This window comes from Pseudomonas sp. NY15372, assembly GCF_048068215.1.
Taxonomy (GTDB): Bacteria; Pseudomonadota; Gammaproteobacteria; order Pseudomonadales; family Pseudomonadaceae; genus Aquipseudomonas; species Aquipseudomonas guariconensis_A.
Genome location: NZ_JBLUPY010000033.1, coordinates 1 through 17,017, shown reverse-complemented (window position 1 = coordinate 17,017; position 17,017 = coordinate 1). Strand labels below are relative to the sequence as shown.

The window sequence follows — 17,017 nt, the reverse complement described above, 5'->3', positions numbered from 1 at the left end:
ACCGTTCCGGGCGTTGGATTCCGGAATACCAAGTTCACGAAAACCAACACAACTCAATATATGTAGGTAAAACAAATGAAGAAAACACTCATGGCCCTGGCCTTGGGACTGGCCAGCACCAGTGCGTTTGCTGTAGATGGTAAAGGCGAAATCCGCTTCGAAGGCAAAATTCTAGACGGTGGCACTTGCCCGATCGATATTATTGGCGCCGGCCCCGGGGCGGGCGTTGTCAGCCTAGGCACTAACTTCCGGCCCACCGACTTCCCATCTGCTGGTACAGCCTCGGCAGCGACCGGATTCCGATTAGCCATTAATGACAGCGGCGCCGGTTGCTCTATCGGTACGGCGAAAGTCAAGTTCACCTTCGCATCAGAAGATGGCGACACCGGCGCAGGAGAGTACTACGCGATAAAACCCGGTTATGGCCGAGCCTCGAACATCGGTATAGAGATTCTGGACAGGGATAACGATCGAGTTAAACCTAGCATCCAATCCAAGGAATTCGATATTTCAGACACTAACAAGGTCATCGACTTCACCGCTCGCCTCGTATCGACGCAAAACACTGTCGAGCCTGGCCTGATCAATGCCAATGTCAGTATTGTCGCCGACATCAATTGATTAATATTTCCGGGCGCACGGCTGCGCCTGGAACTTCCACCCTTTCATAAGCTGACATTCTATGCAGTCGATAGCTCGCGCCCTGATTATAGGCTTGGTTGCACTTGCAACCGGCGTTCCCCACGCTTACGCCGCACTAACCATACACACCACCCGAATTGTCTTTGACAGCGCACAACGCAACGCGTCGGTCATCATTGGCAATCCAAGTAACCGTGTGTACGCCGCGCAAGCTTGGGTCAATACAGGGGCTGATGATGCCACTACCGCGGTTCCCCTCATCGCCTCGCCCTCATTATTCCGCCTGAACGCCGGCAGCGAGCGGGTAGTGCAATTGGCCAAGCTACCCAACGACCTGCCAAACGATCGCGAGTCCTTATTTTTTTTCAATTTGCAGGAGGTTCCCGAAGCCCTAGCGGCTGAGCAGAACTCGCTCAACATTGCTTTGCGCACGCGCATCAAAGTGTTCTATCGCCCTAGCCAGTTGTCGTCCACGCCCGAACAAACACTGAACGACCTACGTTTTTCCGTGAAAACGATTAACGGGCAAGCGCATCTGCATATCGTCAACCCCACCCCCTTCCACTACACCTTCAGCCGCCTGGAACTCAGCGCTGCAGACCAGAAACATACCGTCTCAGACGCCGACATGCTCGCGCCCATGAGCGAGGAGAGTTACCCCATGCCTGAGAATCTGCGCACTCTCGACTTACAGGTGGAACTCTCGGTGATCACCGATTACGGCAACAGCAGCGCTCCTATGGTCCTGCCTGTTCACTACGAGCCCTGACTGCCAGCTGCGACCTCCGAGGAGAACTTCCCATGACCCTTGCACACCACGGGCCTGCACGCTCGCGGCTGCACCGGTTTGGCTTGCTATTGCTCTGTGTACCCGGTAGCGAAGCACTGGCCAATGTCGCCCAGCAACCGCCTATTGAATTTCAGTCAGGCTTCCTATACCAGCCGGGTGGCGGGGATAGCGCTGTCGCCGCTCTGAAAGCATTGGCCAACGAGCATGAGCTCGGTCCTGGCCAATATCAGGTACACCTGACCGTCAACTGGAACGAGGCCGGCCAGCATCAACTCAATTTCACCCTGGATACGCTACATAATCGCCTGCAGCCTTGTCTCGCCCCCAAACTGCTGGCCGAACAGGGCCTACGCCTCGAAGCCCTACCCGACCCAACCCTGCTCGACCAGCCGTGCCTCGACCTGCCCGCCGTGGTCCCTGGTGCCCAGGTCGATTTCGACAGCGCGGCACTGCGCCTGGCCATATCGATCCCACAAATCGCCCTGCGCCGAGAGATCACCGGCTACATCGACCCGCAGCGCTGGGACAGCGGCATCAACGCGGCCTTCGTCAACTACCAGGCCTCGACCCAGCAGTTGGACCACCGTACCCAAGGCCGCTCCAGCAATTACGACTTGTACCTGAGAAGCGGCATCAACCTCGGCGACTGGCGCCTGCGCAGTACCCAGTCGTGGCGCCAGAACAGCGATGGCGCACGCAGCTGGGACCGCGCCTACACCTATGCCCAGCGCGACCTGCCCGGCACCCTGGGCACCTTCACCCTGGGCGAGACCTTCACCGGCAGCGAGGTGTTTCGCAGCGTGCCGCTCCTGGGCGCACGCGTGGCAACGGACTTCGACATGCTGCCCAACCTGATGCGCAGCTACGCGCCCATCATCAGCGGCGTGGCACAGACCCGGGCCAAGCTCGAAGTCTTGCAGAACGGTTACCCCATCTACTCCACCTACGTTAGCCCCGGCCCCTATGCCATCGATGACCTGAGCGTCGGCGCCGCGGGCGAACTGGAAGTGGTGCTGACCGAGGAAGATGGCCAGGTGCGCCGTTTCACCCAGCCCTACGCCAACATCGATAACCTGCTGCGCCCAGGCGTGTGGCGCTACACGGCTGCGTTGGGGCGCTACAACCCAGCTGGCGACGGGGAAGCCCCCATGCTCTGGCAAGGCACCCTGGCCTATGGCACGCCATGGCACACCACATTCTACGGTGGGCTGATGGCCAGCGACGGCTACCAGGCCCAGGCCATCGGCATCGCACGCGACCTGGGCAGCCTGGGCGCGGTGGCGTTCGACGTGACCCACGCCAGCAGCCAGTTCGACACCACCGCCGACGTGAAAGGCCAAAGCTATGCGATGAAATACAGCAAGGCGTTCAACAGCGGCACCCACCTGCGCTTTGCCGGCTACCGCTATTCCACCGAGGGCTACCGCGACTTCGATGAATGGGTGAGCCAACGCAGCCACGATTCGCGCTTCACCGGCAGCCGCCGCAGCCGGCTGGAAAGCTCGGTCATCCAGCGGCTAGGCGCCCGCAGTTCATTGAACCTGACGTTTTCCCAGCAGGACTACTGGGGGCGCCCGGACGTCGAGCGCCAGTTTCGCTTGAGCCTCAACACCTCCTACAACAAGGTCAACTATGGCTTGCATGCCTCGCAATCGTTGAGCAACAACCGACGCGGCAGTGATCGCATGGTAGGCCTGAGCATTTCCTTGCCCCTGGATTTCGGCCGCAGCGGCAATCTGAGCTTCGATACGCAGCACAGCGCCAATGGCAATCGCCAACGGGCGAGCTTGAGCGGCAGCGGCAGCGACTACCGGCTGAGCTACAACGCCAGCGTCAGCCGCGACGAGCAACAACGACAGGCCTTGGGTTTGAACATGGGCTACCAGACTGCGCTCGCCTCGGTGGGGGCCGGCGTAAGCGCCGCCCCTGACTACCGCAGCCTGTCGCTCAACGCCAGCGGCTCGCTACTGGCCCATGCCGGTGGCGTCGAGCTCGGTCCGTACCTGAGCGACACCATAGGATTGGTCGAAGTGCCCAATACGCCTGGCGTGGGCGTGCAGAGCGCCTCGAGCGTACGCACCAACGCGCGCGGCTTCGCCCTGGTGCCCAGCCTGAGCCCGTACAGGAGCAATCCATTGGTATTGCAAACCGATCAGCTGGGGCCGGAGGTCGAGATCGACAACGCAACCGCGCAAGTGGTGCCGCGCCGTGGCGCGGTGGTCAAGCACCGCTTCGACGTGCGCAACGTCAACCGTCTGGTCCTGACCCTGCGCAGCCCCGACGGCCAGCCCGTGCCATTCGGCGCCCAGGTGTCGGACAGTGCAGGCTCATCGCTGGGCGTCGTCGGCCAAGCCGGTGTGGTCATGCTGTCGACCGAACAGCCCTCCCAGCAGGTGAAGGTGCACTGGAGCGAGCAGGCGCAATGCCAGCTCGACCTGGACGTGGCCAACATGCCGCTGGATCAGGGCTACCGCATGCAAACACTGACCTGTGGATGACGATATCCGCATTCGATTCCGTGCCCACCGGGCACGGCCTGGAGCTTCCAATGAAACGATCACTCGCCGTGTTATTGCCTGGTCTGTTTATGACGCTCGGGCATTGCACGCTTGCCCAAGCCGCTGGCGACTGCGCCCTGGAAAGCGGGAGGCTCAGCTATGAATACCTTCTACCCGACATCCTCGACGTCAAGCCCGACCTCCTGCCCGGCGCCCCCCTTAGTGAGAGAAATCTCTTATCCATCTCTCCATCTTCAGGTACAAAATTCACGTGTAAGAACGACAACGACATCGTCCCCATAAAGCTGAGCTTCAATCCTTTGTATGGTGTTTCGCCCATCACCCCTGGAGGGGTCCGCTTGATGAAAACCAATGTGGAAGGCATTGGTGTCAGCGTTCGGCTCGGTGCCCCGCTCGTTGGCTCAGCAGACAACCAGTTCACCCCTGTCGACAACAGCTATGTCCCCTTCGAGGCCAATCTTGGAGACACGAAGGGCCACGAAATGCTTCTCAATAGTCCTCTACTGCATAATATTCAGCTGTTCAAAATCGGTGACATACCTGCCGGCGTCCATAACATCGATACACCTTTGTTCACGGCCAGCACCGATGCCGGCGGCGAATTCATGGATTTCCGCTTGCGTAGCCGCGTCGTCAGCAATCCGTGCACCATACCCGGCACCTCCACCCCAGCCGATGTGCAGTTGAAAAGCTGGCCAAAATCGGACTTCAAATACAGCGGCTATACCACGACGCCCGTGGATTTTTTCATTGACTTGACCAATTGCGAGGCAGATTCGGCCAGCAAGACGAAGGTCGTCATCAAACTAGAAGGTAGCGCTGGATCTTCCGCTATCTATCCCGAGAAAGGCGTGTTCAGCCTCACCGCCGCGGATGACGTAGCCAAAGGCGTCGGCATCCAGGTGCTCGCGGCGGATGGCACACCCATGCCGTTGGACCAGGAAAAGGAAATGACCAGCTTGAGCGCAGGCACACTTCGGTTGGGCTTCAAAGCCCGCTATTACCAGATCGACCCAGCCGATCAGATGCAAGCAGGCAATGCAAATGGTGCCTTGAAGTTCACGATTAGCTACAAATGATCTTGAAACATCAGGGCCGCGCAGCGGCCCCAGGGCTTATGCGAAAAATCGCACTCAAGCCACCAATGTCAGGACGAGTGTAGGAAATGCCTTGAACGAGCGCCCCCCATCGAAACTGACCGCCACGCGGACCCGTAACGCTTCATCGAGCGCCAGACTTTCCAGGAAATGCCTAGGCAAGAACGCTTCCACTTTATAGGCCCTGAGCTCCCCGTCGCTCAACGGAACATCGTCACGCAGCTTCTCGCCGCGCAATTGGCCGCCCTCTTTGGCCTTGCCAACTGCGTCGATGCGCACGGGTTGATCGACAGCGATGAATTGCCACCCCGGCAACTCGAGCCTCGCCCCCTGCTCCGTGATCCCTCCCAGGGATAGACGCCCACCGGCAGCCTCCGGGCAGGCGATGGTCTTGAAATGATTCGGGTCTACTACGTTTTCGATCCCAAGGTCATATGCTTTGGAATACTCGATCGATCCATCGCCCTGGGTGCTTGAGTAAAAAATTTCAACACGTTGCCCCAGGTTGGCACTTACCATCTCCATCGGAAACTGGAACCGCTTGTCGCTGGTCTTGAGCGCCTCGTAGCGTATTCCGAGCTGGTTGATGGCGAACATCTTGGCCGCCGAGACTTTCACCTCGGCCGCAATAGCGACATCGAAAGCCCTCCTCGGCGTCAAGCGCCCCTTCCCATCACCCTCGGGCAACGCAGCGGTGATGGACACGAAGGGCAGAAGCGGCTCCTGGCCAACGACCAGAGACAGCGACTCGGAGATACCCGAGGCATTCGGCCGGCTCCATTGATAGCCAAGCGTAACCCGCCCACCCGCATTGGCTTTCAGCCAGCCATGGGGCAAACCGAAGCGGATCTTCCCACTTTGCAAGATGCTTACATCGACGCGCACCGCTTGGGTTACCCACTCGCGCCCTCGCGCATGCAACAGGATCTCGTCATCCAGTTGCATGCCATAGTTCTCGATCCGTAGAACGGCGCCGTCGGGATAGTCGTCCGGCTCCAACAGGTCTCCGCTCAAGCCCTCGATGCTTGGCTTGGCCAACCTGGGGGCCTCAGGCACACCGTGGGCGATACGTAGCGGTTGCCTAGGCGACTCGCTGCGGGCCAGCGAATCGGCATATTCGATGCTGTAGTACAGCGCACCCTGGCCATTGTCGGCCAAGCGCAGTTCATTACCGTCCAAGGACCAGCTCAGCGGCTTGCCGATGTCCTCGTGACCGATCTCTCGCTGCAGGCTCACGGGGCCAAGTGGCTCGCCATGTTCGGTCACACCTTGCCAGGTCAGGGTGACTTGGTCACCCGACGCCATGGCGGGATAAGGTCCAGTCTGGATGACCACATCGCCGAATGTCCGCCCCAGATCGATAGTCAGGTCATGGCCGATGAATTGGGCAGGCGGGAGCTCCCTGACCTTCGCCACTGCCTTGTCCACATAGAAGAACTGCAGACCTGACTCCAATTTGATTTCGCCAAAACCGGTATCTTGGCCGATCGATACGAACGCCCAACCGCCCGAGCATTGCGACAGTATTTTGGTCGAGATCGTGGTCCTGGCATAGTTACGCTCATCCAGTCGTTCGATCTGTTCGCTTATCTTTACGTCAACGGTCTGCTCCCCCGCCGTGCGAGCGTGAAACCTGACCTGGTAATAATCGCCCACCCTGATCTGGGCATAGGTGAATAGCACCTCGAGATCCTTACCCTCCAACGCCTCCAGGTCGAGCGATTCGCCACCTTCCAGCGCGGGAATCACGGGGGCTACGAAATCATTGTCTTTGAACATGGAACATCCTTCTGACTGGCATGTAGACACTGCCCGGATGGCAGCGATGAGGTCGTTGTTCTACACCCCACCCCAATGCCGAAACAGCTGGTAAACCTGTCAGTAGGCGAGCGCCAAGTGCGCCCCGTGCGCAACCCTCGGGCCGAATGCAGGCCTTGTCGAGAACGCCCCCGCGATGCATGGCTAAGCTGTAAGGGTGTTCAAATCCAAGTTTCCATGGAGGAAGGCCTATGTGGCTGTTGTGGTTGGCGATACTGGTGGTCGGTACGGCGTACCTCGTGCACAGGCGCCTGGCGCCCTTGCGAATCCTCGGGGTTGTCGCGCTCTACGTATTGGCGATGGGTATCTGGAGTGATGCACCAGGGTGGCTGCTGGCCGCCCTTTGGCTGGCCCTGGCCTGCAAGACCGCCTTTCTGGTCCTGCACGACTGGCGCCGCAAACTGTTCACGCAGCCGCTGTTCCGATGGTTCCAGCGCACCCTGCCACCGATGTCGCAAACCGAACGCGAGGCGATCGATGCAGGCACCGTCTGGTGGGACGGCGAGTTGTTCAGCGGCCGTCCGGCCTGGCACACCTTGCTCGACTACCCATCGCCAACGCTCACCGACGAAGAGCAAGCCTTCATCGACGGCCCTACCGAGACCCTCTGCGCGATGGTCAGCGATTGGCAGATCGGTCAGGACCTGGACCTGCCGCCGCAGGCCTGGGCGTACATCAAGGAACAGGGTTTCTTCGCCCTGATCATCCCCAAGGAATACGGCGGCAAGGGTTTCTCGGCCTACGCCCATTCCCAAGTGGCCATGAAGCTGGCCACCCGCAGCGGCGACCTGGCCTCCACAGTCATGGTGCCCAACTCCCTCGGCCCGGCCGAACTGTTGCTGCACTACGGCACCGAGGCGCAACGCAACCATTACCTGCCACGGTTGGCACGTGGCGAGGAGATACCCTGCTTCGCCCTCACCGGCCCGCTGGCTGGCTCCGACGCGGGCGCCATGCCGGACACCGGAGTGGTGTGCAAAGGCCAATGGCAAGGCGAGGATGTCATCGGCCTGCGCCTGAACTGGGAAAAGCGCTACATCACCCTCGGCCCGGTGGCGACCTTGCTCGGCCTGGCCTTCAAGGCCCATGACCCAGACCATTTGCTGGGCGAAGAAGAAGACCTGGGCATCAGCCTGGCGCTGATCCCCACTGACCTCCCCGGCGTCCAGATCGGCAAACGCCACCTGCCACTGGGCGCTGCCTTCATGAACGGGCCGAACAGCGGCAAGGACGTGTTCATCCCCCTGGACCTGCTCATCGGCGGCCAGGCCATGCTCGGCAAGGGCTGGATGATGCTGATGAACTGCCTGTCGGTAGGCCGCTCCATCTCGCTGCCGGCGGTGGGCACCGGGGCGGCCAAGTACACCAGCCTCGTGACTGGCCAATACGCCAGCATCCGCGAGCAGTTCAACGTGCCCCTGGCGGCCTTCGAGGGCATCCAGGAGTCCCTGGCACGCATTGGCGGCAACGCCTGGCTGATGGACAGCGCGCGCCTGCTCACGGCCGTGGCCGTGGACCTGGGCGAGAAGCCTTCGGTGTTGTCGGCCATCCTCAAGTACCACCTCACCGAGCGCGGACGTGAATGCATCCAGCACGCCATGGATGTGCACGGCGGCAAAGGCATCATCATGGGCCCGAACAACTACCTGGCGCGCAATTGGCTGGGGGCGCCGATCTTCATCACCGTCGAAGGGGCCAACATTCTTTCGCGCAACCTGATGATCTTTGGCCAGGGCGCCATTCGTTGTCATCCGTTCGTGCTGGATGAAATGGCGCTCGCCGGCCGTCAGGATCAGGACCAGGCCTTGCGTGAGTTCGACGACCTATTGATGAAGCACATCCTGTTCGCTACGGGCAACGCCGCCAGCACCTGGGTACTCGGGCTGGGCCTGGGCCACTTCGAGAAGGTGCCGGGGGATGCGTTGAGCCAAGGTTATTTCCGGGCATTGAATCGCCAGGCCGCCGCTTTCGCCCTGTTGGCCGACCTGTCGATGATGCTGCTCGGCGGGTCGCTCAAGCGTCGTGAACGGCTCAGTGCACGGCTGGGCGACGTGCTGAGTCATCTGTACCTGGGTTCGGCGGCGCTCAAGCGCTACCACGACCTGGGCTCGCCGGAGCACATGCAACCACTGCTGCGCTGGGCCCTGGAGGAAAGCCTGGGCAAGGCCGAGCATGCATTGGATCGGCTGCTCGAGAATTTTCCCAACCGTTTCGTCGGCTGTGCCCTACGCGTGCTGGTATTTCCCTTCGGCCGCCGCCATAGCGGCCCGAGCGACGCGCTGGATGCAGAGGTGGCGGCGTTGATCGGCCGCCATGAGGGTGACCCGGCACTGGAGGAGCTGTTGGCCGGGTGCATGCGTCCACAGGCCGAGGGCGACCCGGTGGCGGCCTTGCAGACGGCTCACGACCTGCTCGCCGAATGCGCCCCGCTGCACCAGGCACTGCATGAGGCGCTCAAGGCAGGCAAGGTACACCCCACCCCCGGGCAGTCGGCCATCGATGCAGCAGTCGAGGCCGGCGTGCTGCAGGCCGACGAAGGCCAACGGTTGCATCAGGCCGAGGCGGCACGGCGGCGGGTCATCGATGTGGATGCGTTCGAGAAGCAGGCCCTGCTAGCGGTACCAGGCAAAGTGCGCTGATGTCCGTCACCGTCGTTTCGGTGCCAGTGAGATCGCGATGCGCCGCGCGGGCGGCGCTCGATCTTACAGACACCACCCGCTCAAGGCCTTCTCCCGAGGCACAAACCGAATAACCGGCGTATACTCCGCCCCCGTTTCAGCCATACCGAGGACTTTTCCATGGCCAACCCGTACCTGGAATACCACCTGCAACTGCTCCAGCACCTGCGCACCATCCTGGTAGCCCTGGGTGAAGCCGAGCAGGTACCGGAAGAGAGCCACGCGCTGTTCCTCGAACGCTTCGACGAGCTGCTCACGCTGCTGCCCCAGGACCCGCTGCAAAGCCAGTATCTGGGCCAGGACCTGATCTGCCAGGTGATCCAGCGCTACCCGCAGATCGCCCACCTGGTGCCACGGGACCTTTTGTGGTTCTTCGGCGGCGACTGCCTGCACTTCATGCCGGACGAGGAACTGAACCTTTACCAACAACTCGAAGAGCTGCGCTTCGAAGCCGAACAGAACGGCGAGCCCTTCGACTGGCACCAACAGAAGCAGTTGCTGAGCCTGCCGGAAGAAACCCCGAAGCACTGACGAAAAAACCCGCATCCACGGCGTGTGGATGCGGGTCAGCGATGCGACAGCCTCGCCCGGGTTTCGCTACAGCCTGCCGACCTGCAGCACGTTGTAACCGGTCGCCAGCACCACGCCGTGTTGCTCGATCTCACAGGTCACCACGGAAAACGCCGGGGCTCCGCTCGACGGCGCGGTGAAGCACCCATCCTCGCTCAGCGTGCCGACGCCAAACAGCCGCCAACGCCGCGTGGCCTCAGGCATGAAGCTGACATCCTGTTCCTCCAGGCGCAGCGACTCGCGATAATCGACCTTTCTAAACACTTCGGGCCGGACCGACAACAATTGCGACCCATTGGCCAGGACGATCGAAAACCGAGGACCGTGCTCACTGCAGATTCGAACCTGCTGGACGGCCAGGCCTTTCCTGCCGACGATGGCGTCCGGTACGAAGGTCGCCTGCGTGTCATTGTGCCGATCCAGTCGACCATGACGTTCATCCAGCACATCCCATGGCAGGCTTGTCCCCGCGCCGGAGAGGTGCAGATCGATTGGCGCCGTTGGGGTCGTGATCGCGACTTCCGGCTGCAGTTCGAACACATCGACCGCCACCCGCGCGCGCCTCGAGGCCTGATAGAACATGCCATCACGATACAGCCTGGCGGTCACCACGATGACGGGGTCTTCACGTTTGAGTCGTTCGAGCGACACCGCCTGATAAACACCCTCCTGATCGAAACCGCCATACTCGCCTGATTGCCCTTCCAGGCCACTGACGGACCAGCGCGTGGCCTCGACAGGTTGGCCCTGTTGGTCACGCATGATGAAGCGATGGGAGGAGCCTGCCAGCACTGGGTGCTCAGGCGCGTCCACGGTGAACACCGGCCCCTGTGCAACCAGGCCGCCGAACAGCGCTGTATCGAATGGCTCGTGCCGTGCCTGCTCGGCGAATGCCGATGGCACCGGAGGGAAGGATAGCTTGTCCAGCAAGTTACCCGAGAGATGACTCAGCCCTCGATCGAGGACCAGGGTCAGCGGATAGTGCTGGCCTTGCGTTTCATCCACCACAAGGAATGGAAAGTCGGCGGTCGGCGCCAGGCCATCGCGCGTCCTGCCCTTGACCTTGAAGAACATCAGCAACGCCCCATCGCCATGGTTGTGCGCCTCGGATGCTTCTGCGCCCGGGGCAGCCTGGGTGTAGACACGAACCTCGGTCGGCGTCCAGTAATCGCCACCCTGGCTTTCGGCCTCCGCCAGGACGAATTGGCTCTGGAAGTCCATCAGGTTGCCGAACCAGCGCAGCAGCTCAGCAGCCAGATGCGCGTCATTCATACCGCCTGGGCCCAGGTTGCAACGCGTTTCGACCGCCTTGCACAAGTCCAGCATGAGCAGTTGTCGCCCACGGCCGGCGACGACATCGAAGCTGACGTCGACGTCCACGGCCAAGCCCATGGACTCATCGATGACGAAATACTGCAGTTTTTCGTCGGCCGATGGCGACTCATGCCGGTACACCCCCGACAGGATCGGCAGGGTTACCTGCACGCGCCTGTCCTGGGTCGTGGCACTGGCGAACGACAACGTCGGCACACCGAATTCGATGGCCTGTAGCTGGGTACGGCTCCCATCTTCGCGACGGATGTTCGCCGCGAAGCGCGGCAGGCTGTTCCAATCGCCCAGGCGTTGCAGATAATGATGTTCGAGCACTTCGTTCAAACACCCGCGGCTGTACACCGCCAACGCGCCCCAGCCGAGGGTCACGTTGATTGTTTCCATTGTTTCGAGCACATGCTCGAGGGAATTGGCGGACATGTTCCTTGTCTCCGAAGGGGTGTTCACGATGGTTGAGCCAGCAGCTTCTGACAGAGCTCCGGGAAGTCGGTCAACGGCCAAGGCAGGATCTGGTAGCCGTGAAACCGGAGCGATGCTAAATCTCCTTCAGCGACAACCAGGACGAACCCCGGCTCATCGCCACGCGAATACGTCCCATCGACAATGGAGTTATCGGGTTCTAGCGGTAGCGACCATTGAACGTTCCCCAGCTCACTGCCATTGACAGTGAATGCCAACTCGATGGCCTGGCCTTCTTCGGGCAGTGTCTTTAACGTCAGCCGACCAGTGGCATTCCCGTTAGGCTGAACCAGTACATGAACCTTGCAGGTTTCATTGGTTAGCGGATCCTCGACCAGAATGCTATCGATGAAGTAATCGTCAATGTCTGCTTTGGAGGCTGTGTACACACACCGCCTGCCATCGTCTTTCAGAACCAGCGAACCGCTCTTGCCCTCGACGGCATTTTCGATCTCCCATTTCAGGTCCCCCCCCCTCAGTGAGCCCGCCGCGAAGCTCAGCGTCTCTCCTGGCCTGCAAGACTGGATCATTGGATTCACCGTGACGGCTCGGGTCACGGTCGTCACCAGTGTGGAAGCCAGTAGCTCCTTGCTCACGATGTCCTGGGCAATCACCTGTACCGTGCTCGGTTTGCCGCTCAACGCAGCGAGTGCGGCGGCCTGATAGGTGCCTTCCGGATCGGTATCCACAACCATGCGCCCTATATCATCAGCGCTGACCGGCAGGCTGGCAGCGAACCATTTGACGTTTTCCCGTCGCGGGACAAGCTGCAGGTGACAGGTTTCGCCAGCCAGTACCACGGCGTCACTTGGCTCGATAACGTATGCCGTGGGCGAGGTGATCATGGCCACGTCATGCTCCTGCGTCACGGCAGAAGCCTGCAGTTGCATGCCCATGTCCGTGCCGACCTGCAGCCCTTCCAGCCAGGATTCCGGCGCCTTGGAACGCAATTCTTTCGCCAGCCCGGAAACGATGGCACGCTTGACGACATGGCCGATGAATTCCTCGATCTGTGCACGTTCGGAGTCAGGCATCTCGGGCACGCCATCGCCAGCGCGGACCTCATCCTTCTTCCAGCACGAATACACCTGCCCCTGCAAGATTTCCGCCTGGTTTGACGGCGCTTCGAGCAGGTTGAACCGGTGCTCCAGGCTGAGCTGGAACGTGGCTTTGAACGTTTTCTGCTCGCCGCCCAGATGAGGCTTGTAGCGAAAATCGACGGTGCAAGACGATGCCCAGGTCTGCTCGACCCTATCGTTTTCAAAGGCAATCGTCAGGCCCTTGTCTGCCGGAACCGTGAAGCCTTCACACTCGAAGGTATAGGCGGCGCTTTGGTACTTGCCGCTTGGAACAGTCAGATAACCGGCCGTGGCATCCAGGCCGACCAACATGTTCTCGCTGTCGCGCCGCTCTGTGAAGACGCCGCCCTCGAGCAGCTTCGCCAGGCCTCGACCATAGCTGACGCGATGCATCAGCCGCGCACTGTTGAGCACTGTAGTGACGCCAGGATCGATGCCCAGCACGTGCGCGTTCGAAGGAATCTGACCGACCTTGCCCTGTTTGGTCGCCGCCCAGAGCAACAGATCATGGCGTTCGCCTTGAGCGTTCTTTTGCACCCGGACATCGACCTGCTTCATGGCCAAGTCGCTATCGGCGCCCGCACCCATGCTCACCAATACGTAGGGTTCGTTGAGCGCTTCATTAGCTTGTATGACGTTCTGGATGAACTCGCCACCTTGCTTGCACTGCAGCTCGCTTTCATCCACGCCAAGCTCCATGCCCTCGCCCTGCGCCACATCCAGCGGCAGGAGCGATTGAGCGATCATCGGCCCCAACGGCAGGGTGCACTTCAGCGACATCGCATTCAGCGCATCGTGTTGCGATACCGCTTGCACTTCGGAAGCATTCGTTACCTTGACATGCAGGCCGCGGTCCAGCTGAGCGGTAACGTTGAATCGGGTATCGCTGGGCATATCCAGCGAGGGTTTCGACATCTGGTAGCCTGCCAGATAGTGGTCAATAAACGTATCGTCGACGCGGAAAGATCCACGGATATCCGTAAGTACCGCGTGGTCGGCCAGACGTTGTAGATGCTGATCGTGCAAGGCGCTATTGAGCTGATCGATGGGAACGATGGTCAACCCATCATAGCCATATAGGCCTGCGTTAGTATTCAGCCAATTTATAAGTTCTGGGTTAATCGGGTAACTCATGTTCAGCAACTCCATTTGCAAAGCGCCGCAAGCGCAAGATTATCTGATGTCAGTGGCAGGGGGACAACAATTACACCGTTAAGTGGCAGCACACCTGCAAACACGCCCTCCGCAAAAATAACTGCAAACGATTCATCATGTGCATCACCAATGGTATATAGACCTTTTTCTTCTTCAGAAATGCTGCCCGGACCGTAGATCAGCGTCCAATCTACATCAAGCAGAGTACCGTTTAGACTAGCCTCCAACTGTAGGGTGCCTGCCTCCACATCCGAATCGATTATTTCAATAACAAGCCCCATAGCTGTTGTCTTTGTAACAATAACACTCGTACACGTTTCATTCGTTACAGTATTCTCAATCTCGACCGTATCGATTAGGTACGCTTTTGCAATATCATTCTCACCTGCGACATAGAAGACCTCGGGCGATGTGGCGTCCGGGTCCTTGAAGCGACCATGTGGGTTTTCATTCTTGAAACGCCACACAAGCTCGCCTGCCGAGCCCAGCACCCCCGCTTCCAGCTTGACCTCATCGCCAGGCATGGCCGTCACTAGCAACGGGTTCAGCATCAAGCCTTGACGTACGACGGTGACCAATGCCGAACTCTCGGCGCTCTTCGTCTTGGCGATGACACGCGCTCGAACGAATGGGCCATCGATGTCTCCGACCGCAGGCGCCGTGTAGACTCCTGTTTTCGGATCGACATGCCCGCAGCCTTTGGGCTCCACACTCCATTGCACGTCCTCCCTGATAGGGATGGTCGAGAACTTTTTCGTGCTGCTTGCCACGAGCACCGGTTCCAGGTCGTCGACGACGAAGCTGGTGAGGGCCGGGTTGACCTTGCCGAAGGCAATGACGTCTCGGAGAAGCCGGGTTTTGTCGCGAACGATGGCATGATGGAAGTTTAACTTTATAGTCTCATCAATCAGCTGATCGACCGGGGCAGAAACCGCGAAACTTTTATCTAGAGCATCTTCAATAAAGCTACTTAAACTGAGATCAGCGCCATGGATCGCCGCACTGACATCATAGAATATCTGAGCATACAGCCGAGCAATAGCGACCCCGAGGAACACAATAACTTCTTCGAAGTTTTCAAACCCCGGAAATTCTGGTGGCTTTGGCCATTGATCGGGAGGCGGAAAATCGTAAGGAGGAAGCTCCGGCTCGACTTCAGGAATAATTTCTAAACTTAAACTTTCTAGATTACCACTATCATCATCAAAAACATAAACTGACTTGAATGTATATCTATAAGGCAACGCAGATATAAAATACAACCTTGCGACAATAGAGCTCAACAAAACAGTAGCAAAAGCTGCTTCTTCTGGATCACCGGAATGGACCGAAGCACGTATAAACCTGAAAGGCACCTTTCCCTCAAGCACCCCTTCGACAACAATACCCCTTCCCTCTGGAAGAATGCTTATTGCCAAATTCCTCCCGAGCTCACACACGATATCGCCAATAAAATATTCAGCGAACATTCCTGCGAGGTTCCCATCAAACTCTATGGTTTTCTTACCCGCTCCTGAAACCTCTAACTTACCTTCTACAAGCTCCGCCCCAACAACTTTTCTCCTGCCAGGTTCTCCTTTGTACTTATTTTCGAAACGTGCACCCTCGATAACTTCTTGCAAAGAGCGAGTCAATTGCACCAACGCAACGCGACCACCATTCACCGCAACCGCAGCGGAGTAATCCTTTTTAGAATCGTTGGGAATCAAATACTTGAAGGTTTCGCTGGAAGGTGGGAACGAACCATTAATGTCGCCTTCCATTCGGATAAAACTGATCACGGCCCCATCACCGTCTTTGCTCTGTGGGTCACGCGCCTGCGTACGCAAATAAAAGTGATCAGGGCGTAGCAACTCATTGCCCCCCTGTTGAATGCACCCTAGATGAAAGATGCGCTTACTTTCCTCCAATTCATCGAACTTATTCTTGAAGAACGCCCCCATATCGCGCTGTTCACTTTCCGACCCGGAAAAGCCGAACGAAAAGTCCGAACAATTCTTGAGGTCCAAGAAAAGCTCTCCACCTTCCTTCACACCCCCCGGCACATCAGAAAGGTTGAGGTCCATGACCAGTTCAGGGCGCAGTTGGGGGGTATACTGATCAATACGCCGTATCTGCCAATCCCCGCTTTTTTCCAGACGGACCCGGTTACCGCTCACCATCGCCATACGCAGGCGTGCCTTGGAGTTTTGCAGGTTGGAGTTTTCGAACGACAGCCGAGGCACATCCAGTACCGCATTCGCTATGGTGTTCTTCCATTTACTGTCAGTGTCCACCTCACCGGATTGCGGCGGCAGGTAGGAGTCCTCGGCGAAATGCCTGATATATTCCTGCGTCAGCAGACGATTGGCCTTCGCGCGATCCATGACCGCGATCATGCCCCAATCGAACATCCTGCTGCCTTCTTTCAACCATTCTACGAGTTCATTTTCCGAATAACCGCTCATACAGCCCTCTCCATACATTAAGTATCTTTGACTTTTCGAAACCGGCCGCGAGCAGTGGCGTTCGTTCGAAGCCACTGTTCGCACGACTATTTCGTCACAAGACACAGGTCACGGAGAACTGGTTGAGTTACTAGGTCAATCAAACCCAGTGGGCGGGATGTCGCGGGGAATATCGTTGAAATACGAGCTTGACGTGAGCAAAAGCGAGCATGCGGGAGCAGAAGATACCGGCCTTGGGTTTGGGGTGATGCGTGAATCACGCGCCGTGCGCGATCAATCAGGCGCTGCCTCTTCACGACGCGCACGTCGAAAAAAAACAAGCATCGAGTAGGAGGCGGGCTCTGACCCGCCGTCCTCTCACACCACCGTGCGTACGGTTCCGTACACGGCGGTTCAGGTTATGCGACTAAGCCGGTTGATCGTATCCAGTA

The 17,017-nt window shown here is 58.9% G+C and carries 10 protein-coding genes; 6 read left to right on the top strand and 4 right to left on the bottom strand.

The genetic code is table 11. The features are described 5' to 3' along the window. The first annotated feature begins 75 nt into the window (after nucleotides 1-75). The 4 genes from ACNFG0_RS18435 (at nucleotide 76) to ACNFG0_RS18420 (ending at nucleotide 5,030) form a co-directional block, all read left to right on the top strand. Nucleotides 76-621, top strand: a complete 546-nt coding sequence (locus ACNFG0_RS18435; protein ID WP_416765942.1) for a fimbrial protein — start codon at nucleotides 76-78, stop codon at nucleotides 619-621. Nucleotides 622-682: 61 nt separating this feature from the next. Continuing rightward, nucleotides 683-1,411, top strand: a complete 729-nt coding sequence (locus ACNFG0_RS18430; protein ID WP_416765940.1) for a molecular chaperone — start codon at nucleotides 683-685, stop codon at nucleotides 1,409-1,411. A 32-nt stretch (nucleotides 1,412-1,443) separates the two neighbouring features. Then, nucleotides 1,444-3,930: a fimbria/pilus outer membrane usher protein gene (locus ACNFG0_RS18425; protein ID WP_416765938.1), complete on the top strand. Its 2,487-nt coding sequence runs from the start codon at nucleotides 1,444-1,446 to the stop codon at nucleotides 3,928-3,930. A gap of 50 nt (nucleotides 3,931-3,980) precedes the next feature. Beyond that, entirely contained in the window at nucleotides 3,981-5,030 is a 1,050-nt protein-coding gene (locus ACNFG0_RS18420) for a fimbrial protein (RefSeq protein ID WP_416765937.1), read from the top strand. A 54-nt stretch (nucleotides 5,031-5,084) separates the two neighbouring features. On the opposite strand, the gene ACNFG0_RS18415 is transcribed toward ACNFG0_RS18420, so the two are convergent. Then, entirely contained in the window at nucleotides 5,085-6,827 is a 1,743-nt protein-coding gene (locus ACNFG0_RS18415; protein WP_416765935.1) for a hypothetical protein, read from the bottom strand. Nucleotides 6,828-7,057: 230 nt separating this feature from the next. Between ACNFG0_RS18415 and ACNFG0_RS18410 the strand changes: the two genes are divergently transcribed. Both ACNFG0_RS18410 and ACNFG0_RS18405 read left to right on the top strand, forming a co-directional pair. Further along, on the top strand, nucleotides 7,058-9,505 hold the full coding sequence (locus ACNFG0_RS18410; protein ID WP_416765933.1) for an acyl-CoA dehydrogenase: 2,448 nt from the start codon (nucleotides 7,058-7,060) through the stop codon (nucleotides 9,503-9,505). Nucleotides 9,506-9,664: 159 nt separating this feature from the next. Continuing rightward, nucleotides 9,665-10,075, top strand: a complete 411-nt coding sequence (locus ACNFG0_RS18405) for a PA2817 family protein (RefSeq protein ID WP_416765932.1) — start codon at nucleotides 9,665-9,667, stop codon at nucleotides 10,073-10,075. Between the two features lie 66 nt (nucleotides 10,076-10,141). On the opposite strand, the gene ACNFG0_RS18400 is transcribed toward ACNFG0_RS18405, so the two are convergent. Genes ACNFG0_RS18400 through ACNFG0_RS18390 form a run of 3 tightly spaced genes read right to left on the bottom strand, consistent with a single transcriptional unit; the run spans nucleotide 10,142 to nucleotide 16,586 of the window. Beyond that, nucleotides 10,142-11,866, bottom strand: a complete 1,725-nt coding sequence (locus tag ACNFG0_RS18400) for a hypothetical protein (protein WP_416765931.1) — start codon at nucleotides 11,864-11,866, stop codon at nucleotides 10,142-10,144. 23 nt (nucleotides 11,867-11,889) lie between these two features. Continuing rightward, a complete protein-coding gene (locus tag ACNFG0_RS18395; protein WP_416765929.1) occupies nucleotides 11,890-14,118 on the bottom strand; it encodes a hypothetical protein in 2,229 nt (742 codons plus the stop codon). A gap of 2 nt (nucleotides 14,119-14,120) precedes the next feature. After that, entirely contained in the window at nucleotides 14,121-16,586 is a 2,466-nt protein-coding gene (locus ACNFG0_RS18390; protein WP_416765928.1) for a hypothetical protein, read from the bottom strand. Nucleotides 16,587-17,017: the final 431 nt, after the last annotated feature.

What these genes read in the sequence shown, in the direction of transcription:
- ACNFG0_RS18435 (WP_416765942.1), top strand. Translation starts at nt 76, where the DNA reads ATGAAGAAAACACTCATGGCCCTGGCCTTGGGACTGGCCAGCACCAGT.
- ACNFG0_RS18430 (WP_416765940.1), top strand. Translation starts at nt 683, where the DNA reads ATGCAGTCGATAGCTCGCGCCCTGATTATAGGCTTGGTTGCACTTGCA.
- ACNFG0_RS18425 (WP_416765938.1), top strand. Translation starts at nt 1,444, where the DNA reads ATGACCCTTGCACACCACGGGCCTGCACGCTCGCGGCTGCACCGGTTT.
- ACNFG0_RS18420 (WP_416765937.1), top strand. Translation starts at nt 3,981, where the DNA reads ATGAAACGATCACTCGCCGTGTTATTGCCTGGTCTGTTTATGACGCTC.
- ACNFG0_RS18415 (WP_416765935.1), bottom strand. Translation starts at nt 6,827, where the DNA reads ATGTTCAAAGACAATGATTTCGTAGCCCCCGTGATTCCCGCGCTGGAA.
- ACNFG0_RS18410 (WP_416765933.1), top strand. Translation starts at nt 7,058, where the DNA reads ATGTGGCTGTTGTGGTTGGCGATACTGGTGGTCGGTACGGCGTACCTC.
- ACNFG0_RS18405 (WP_416765932.1), top strand. Translation starts at nt 9,665, where the DNA reads ATGGCCAACCCGTACCTGGAATACCACCTGCAACTGCTCCAGCACCTG.
- ACNFG0_RS18400 (WP_416765931.1), bottom strand. Translation starts at nt 11,866, where the DNA reads ATGTCCGCCAATTCCCTCGAGCATGTGCTCGAAACAATGGAAACAATC.
- ACNFG0_RS18395 (WP_416765929.1), bottom strand. Translation starts at nt 14,118, where the DNA reads ATGAGTTACCCGATTAACCCAGAACTTATAAATTGGCTGAATACTAAC.
- ACNFG0_RS18390 (WP_416765928.1), bottom strand. Translation starts at nt 16,586, where the DNA reads ATGAGCGGTTATTCGGAAAATGAACTCGTAGAATGGTTGAAAGAAGGC.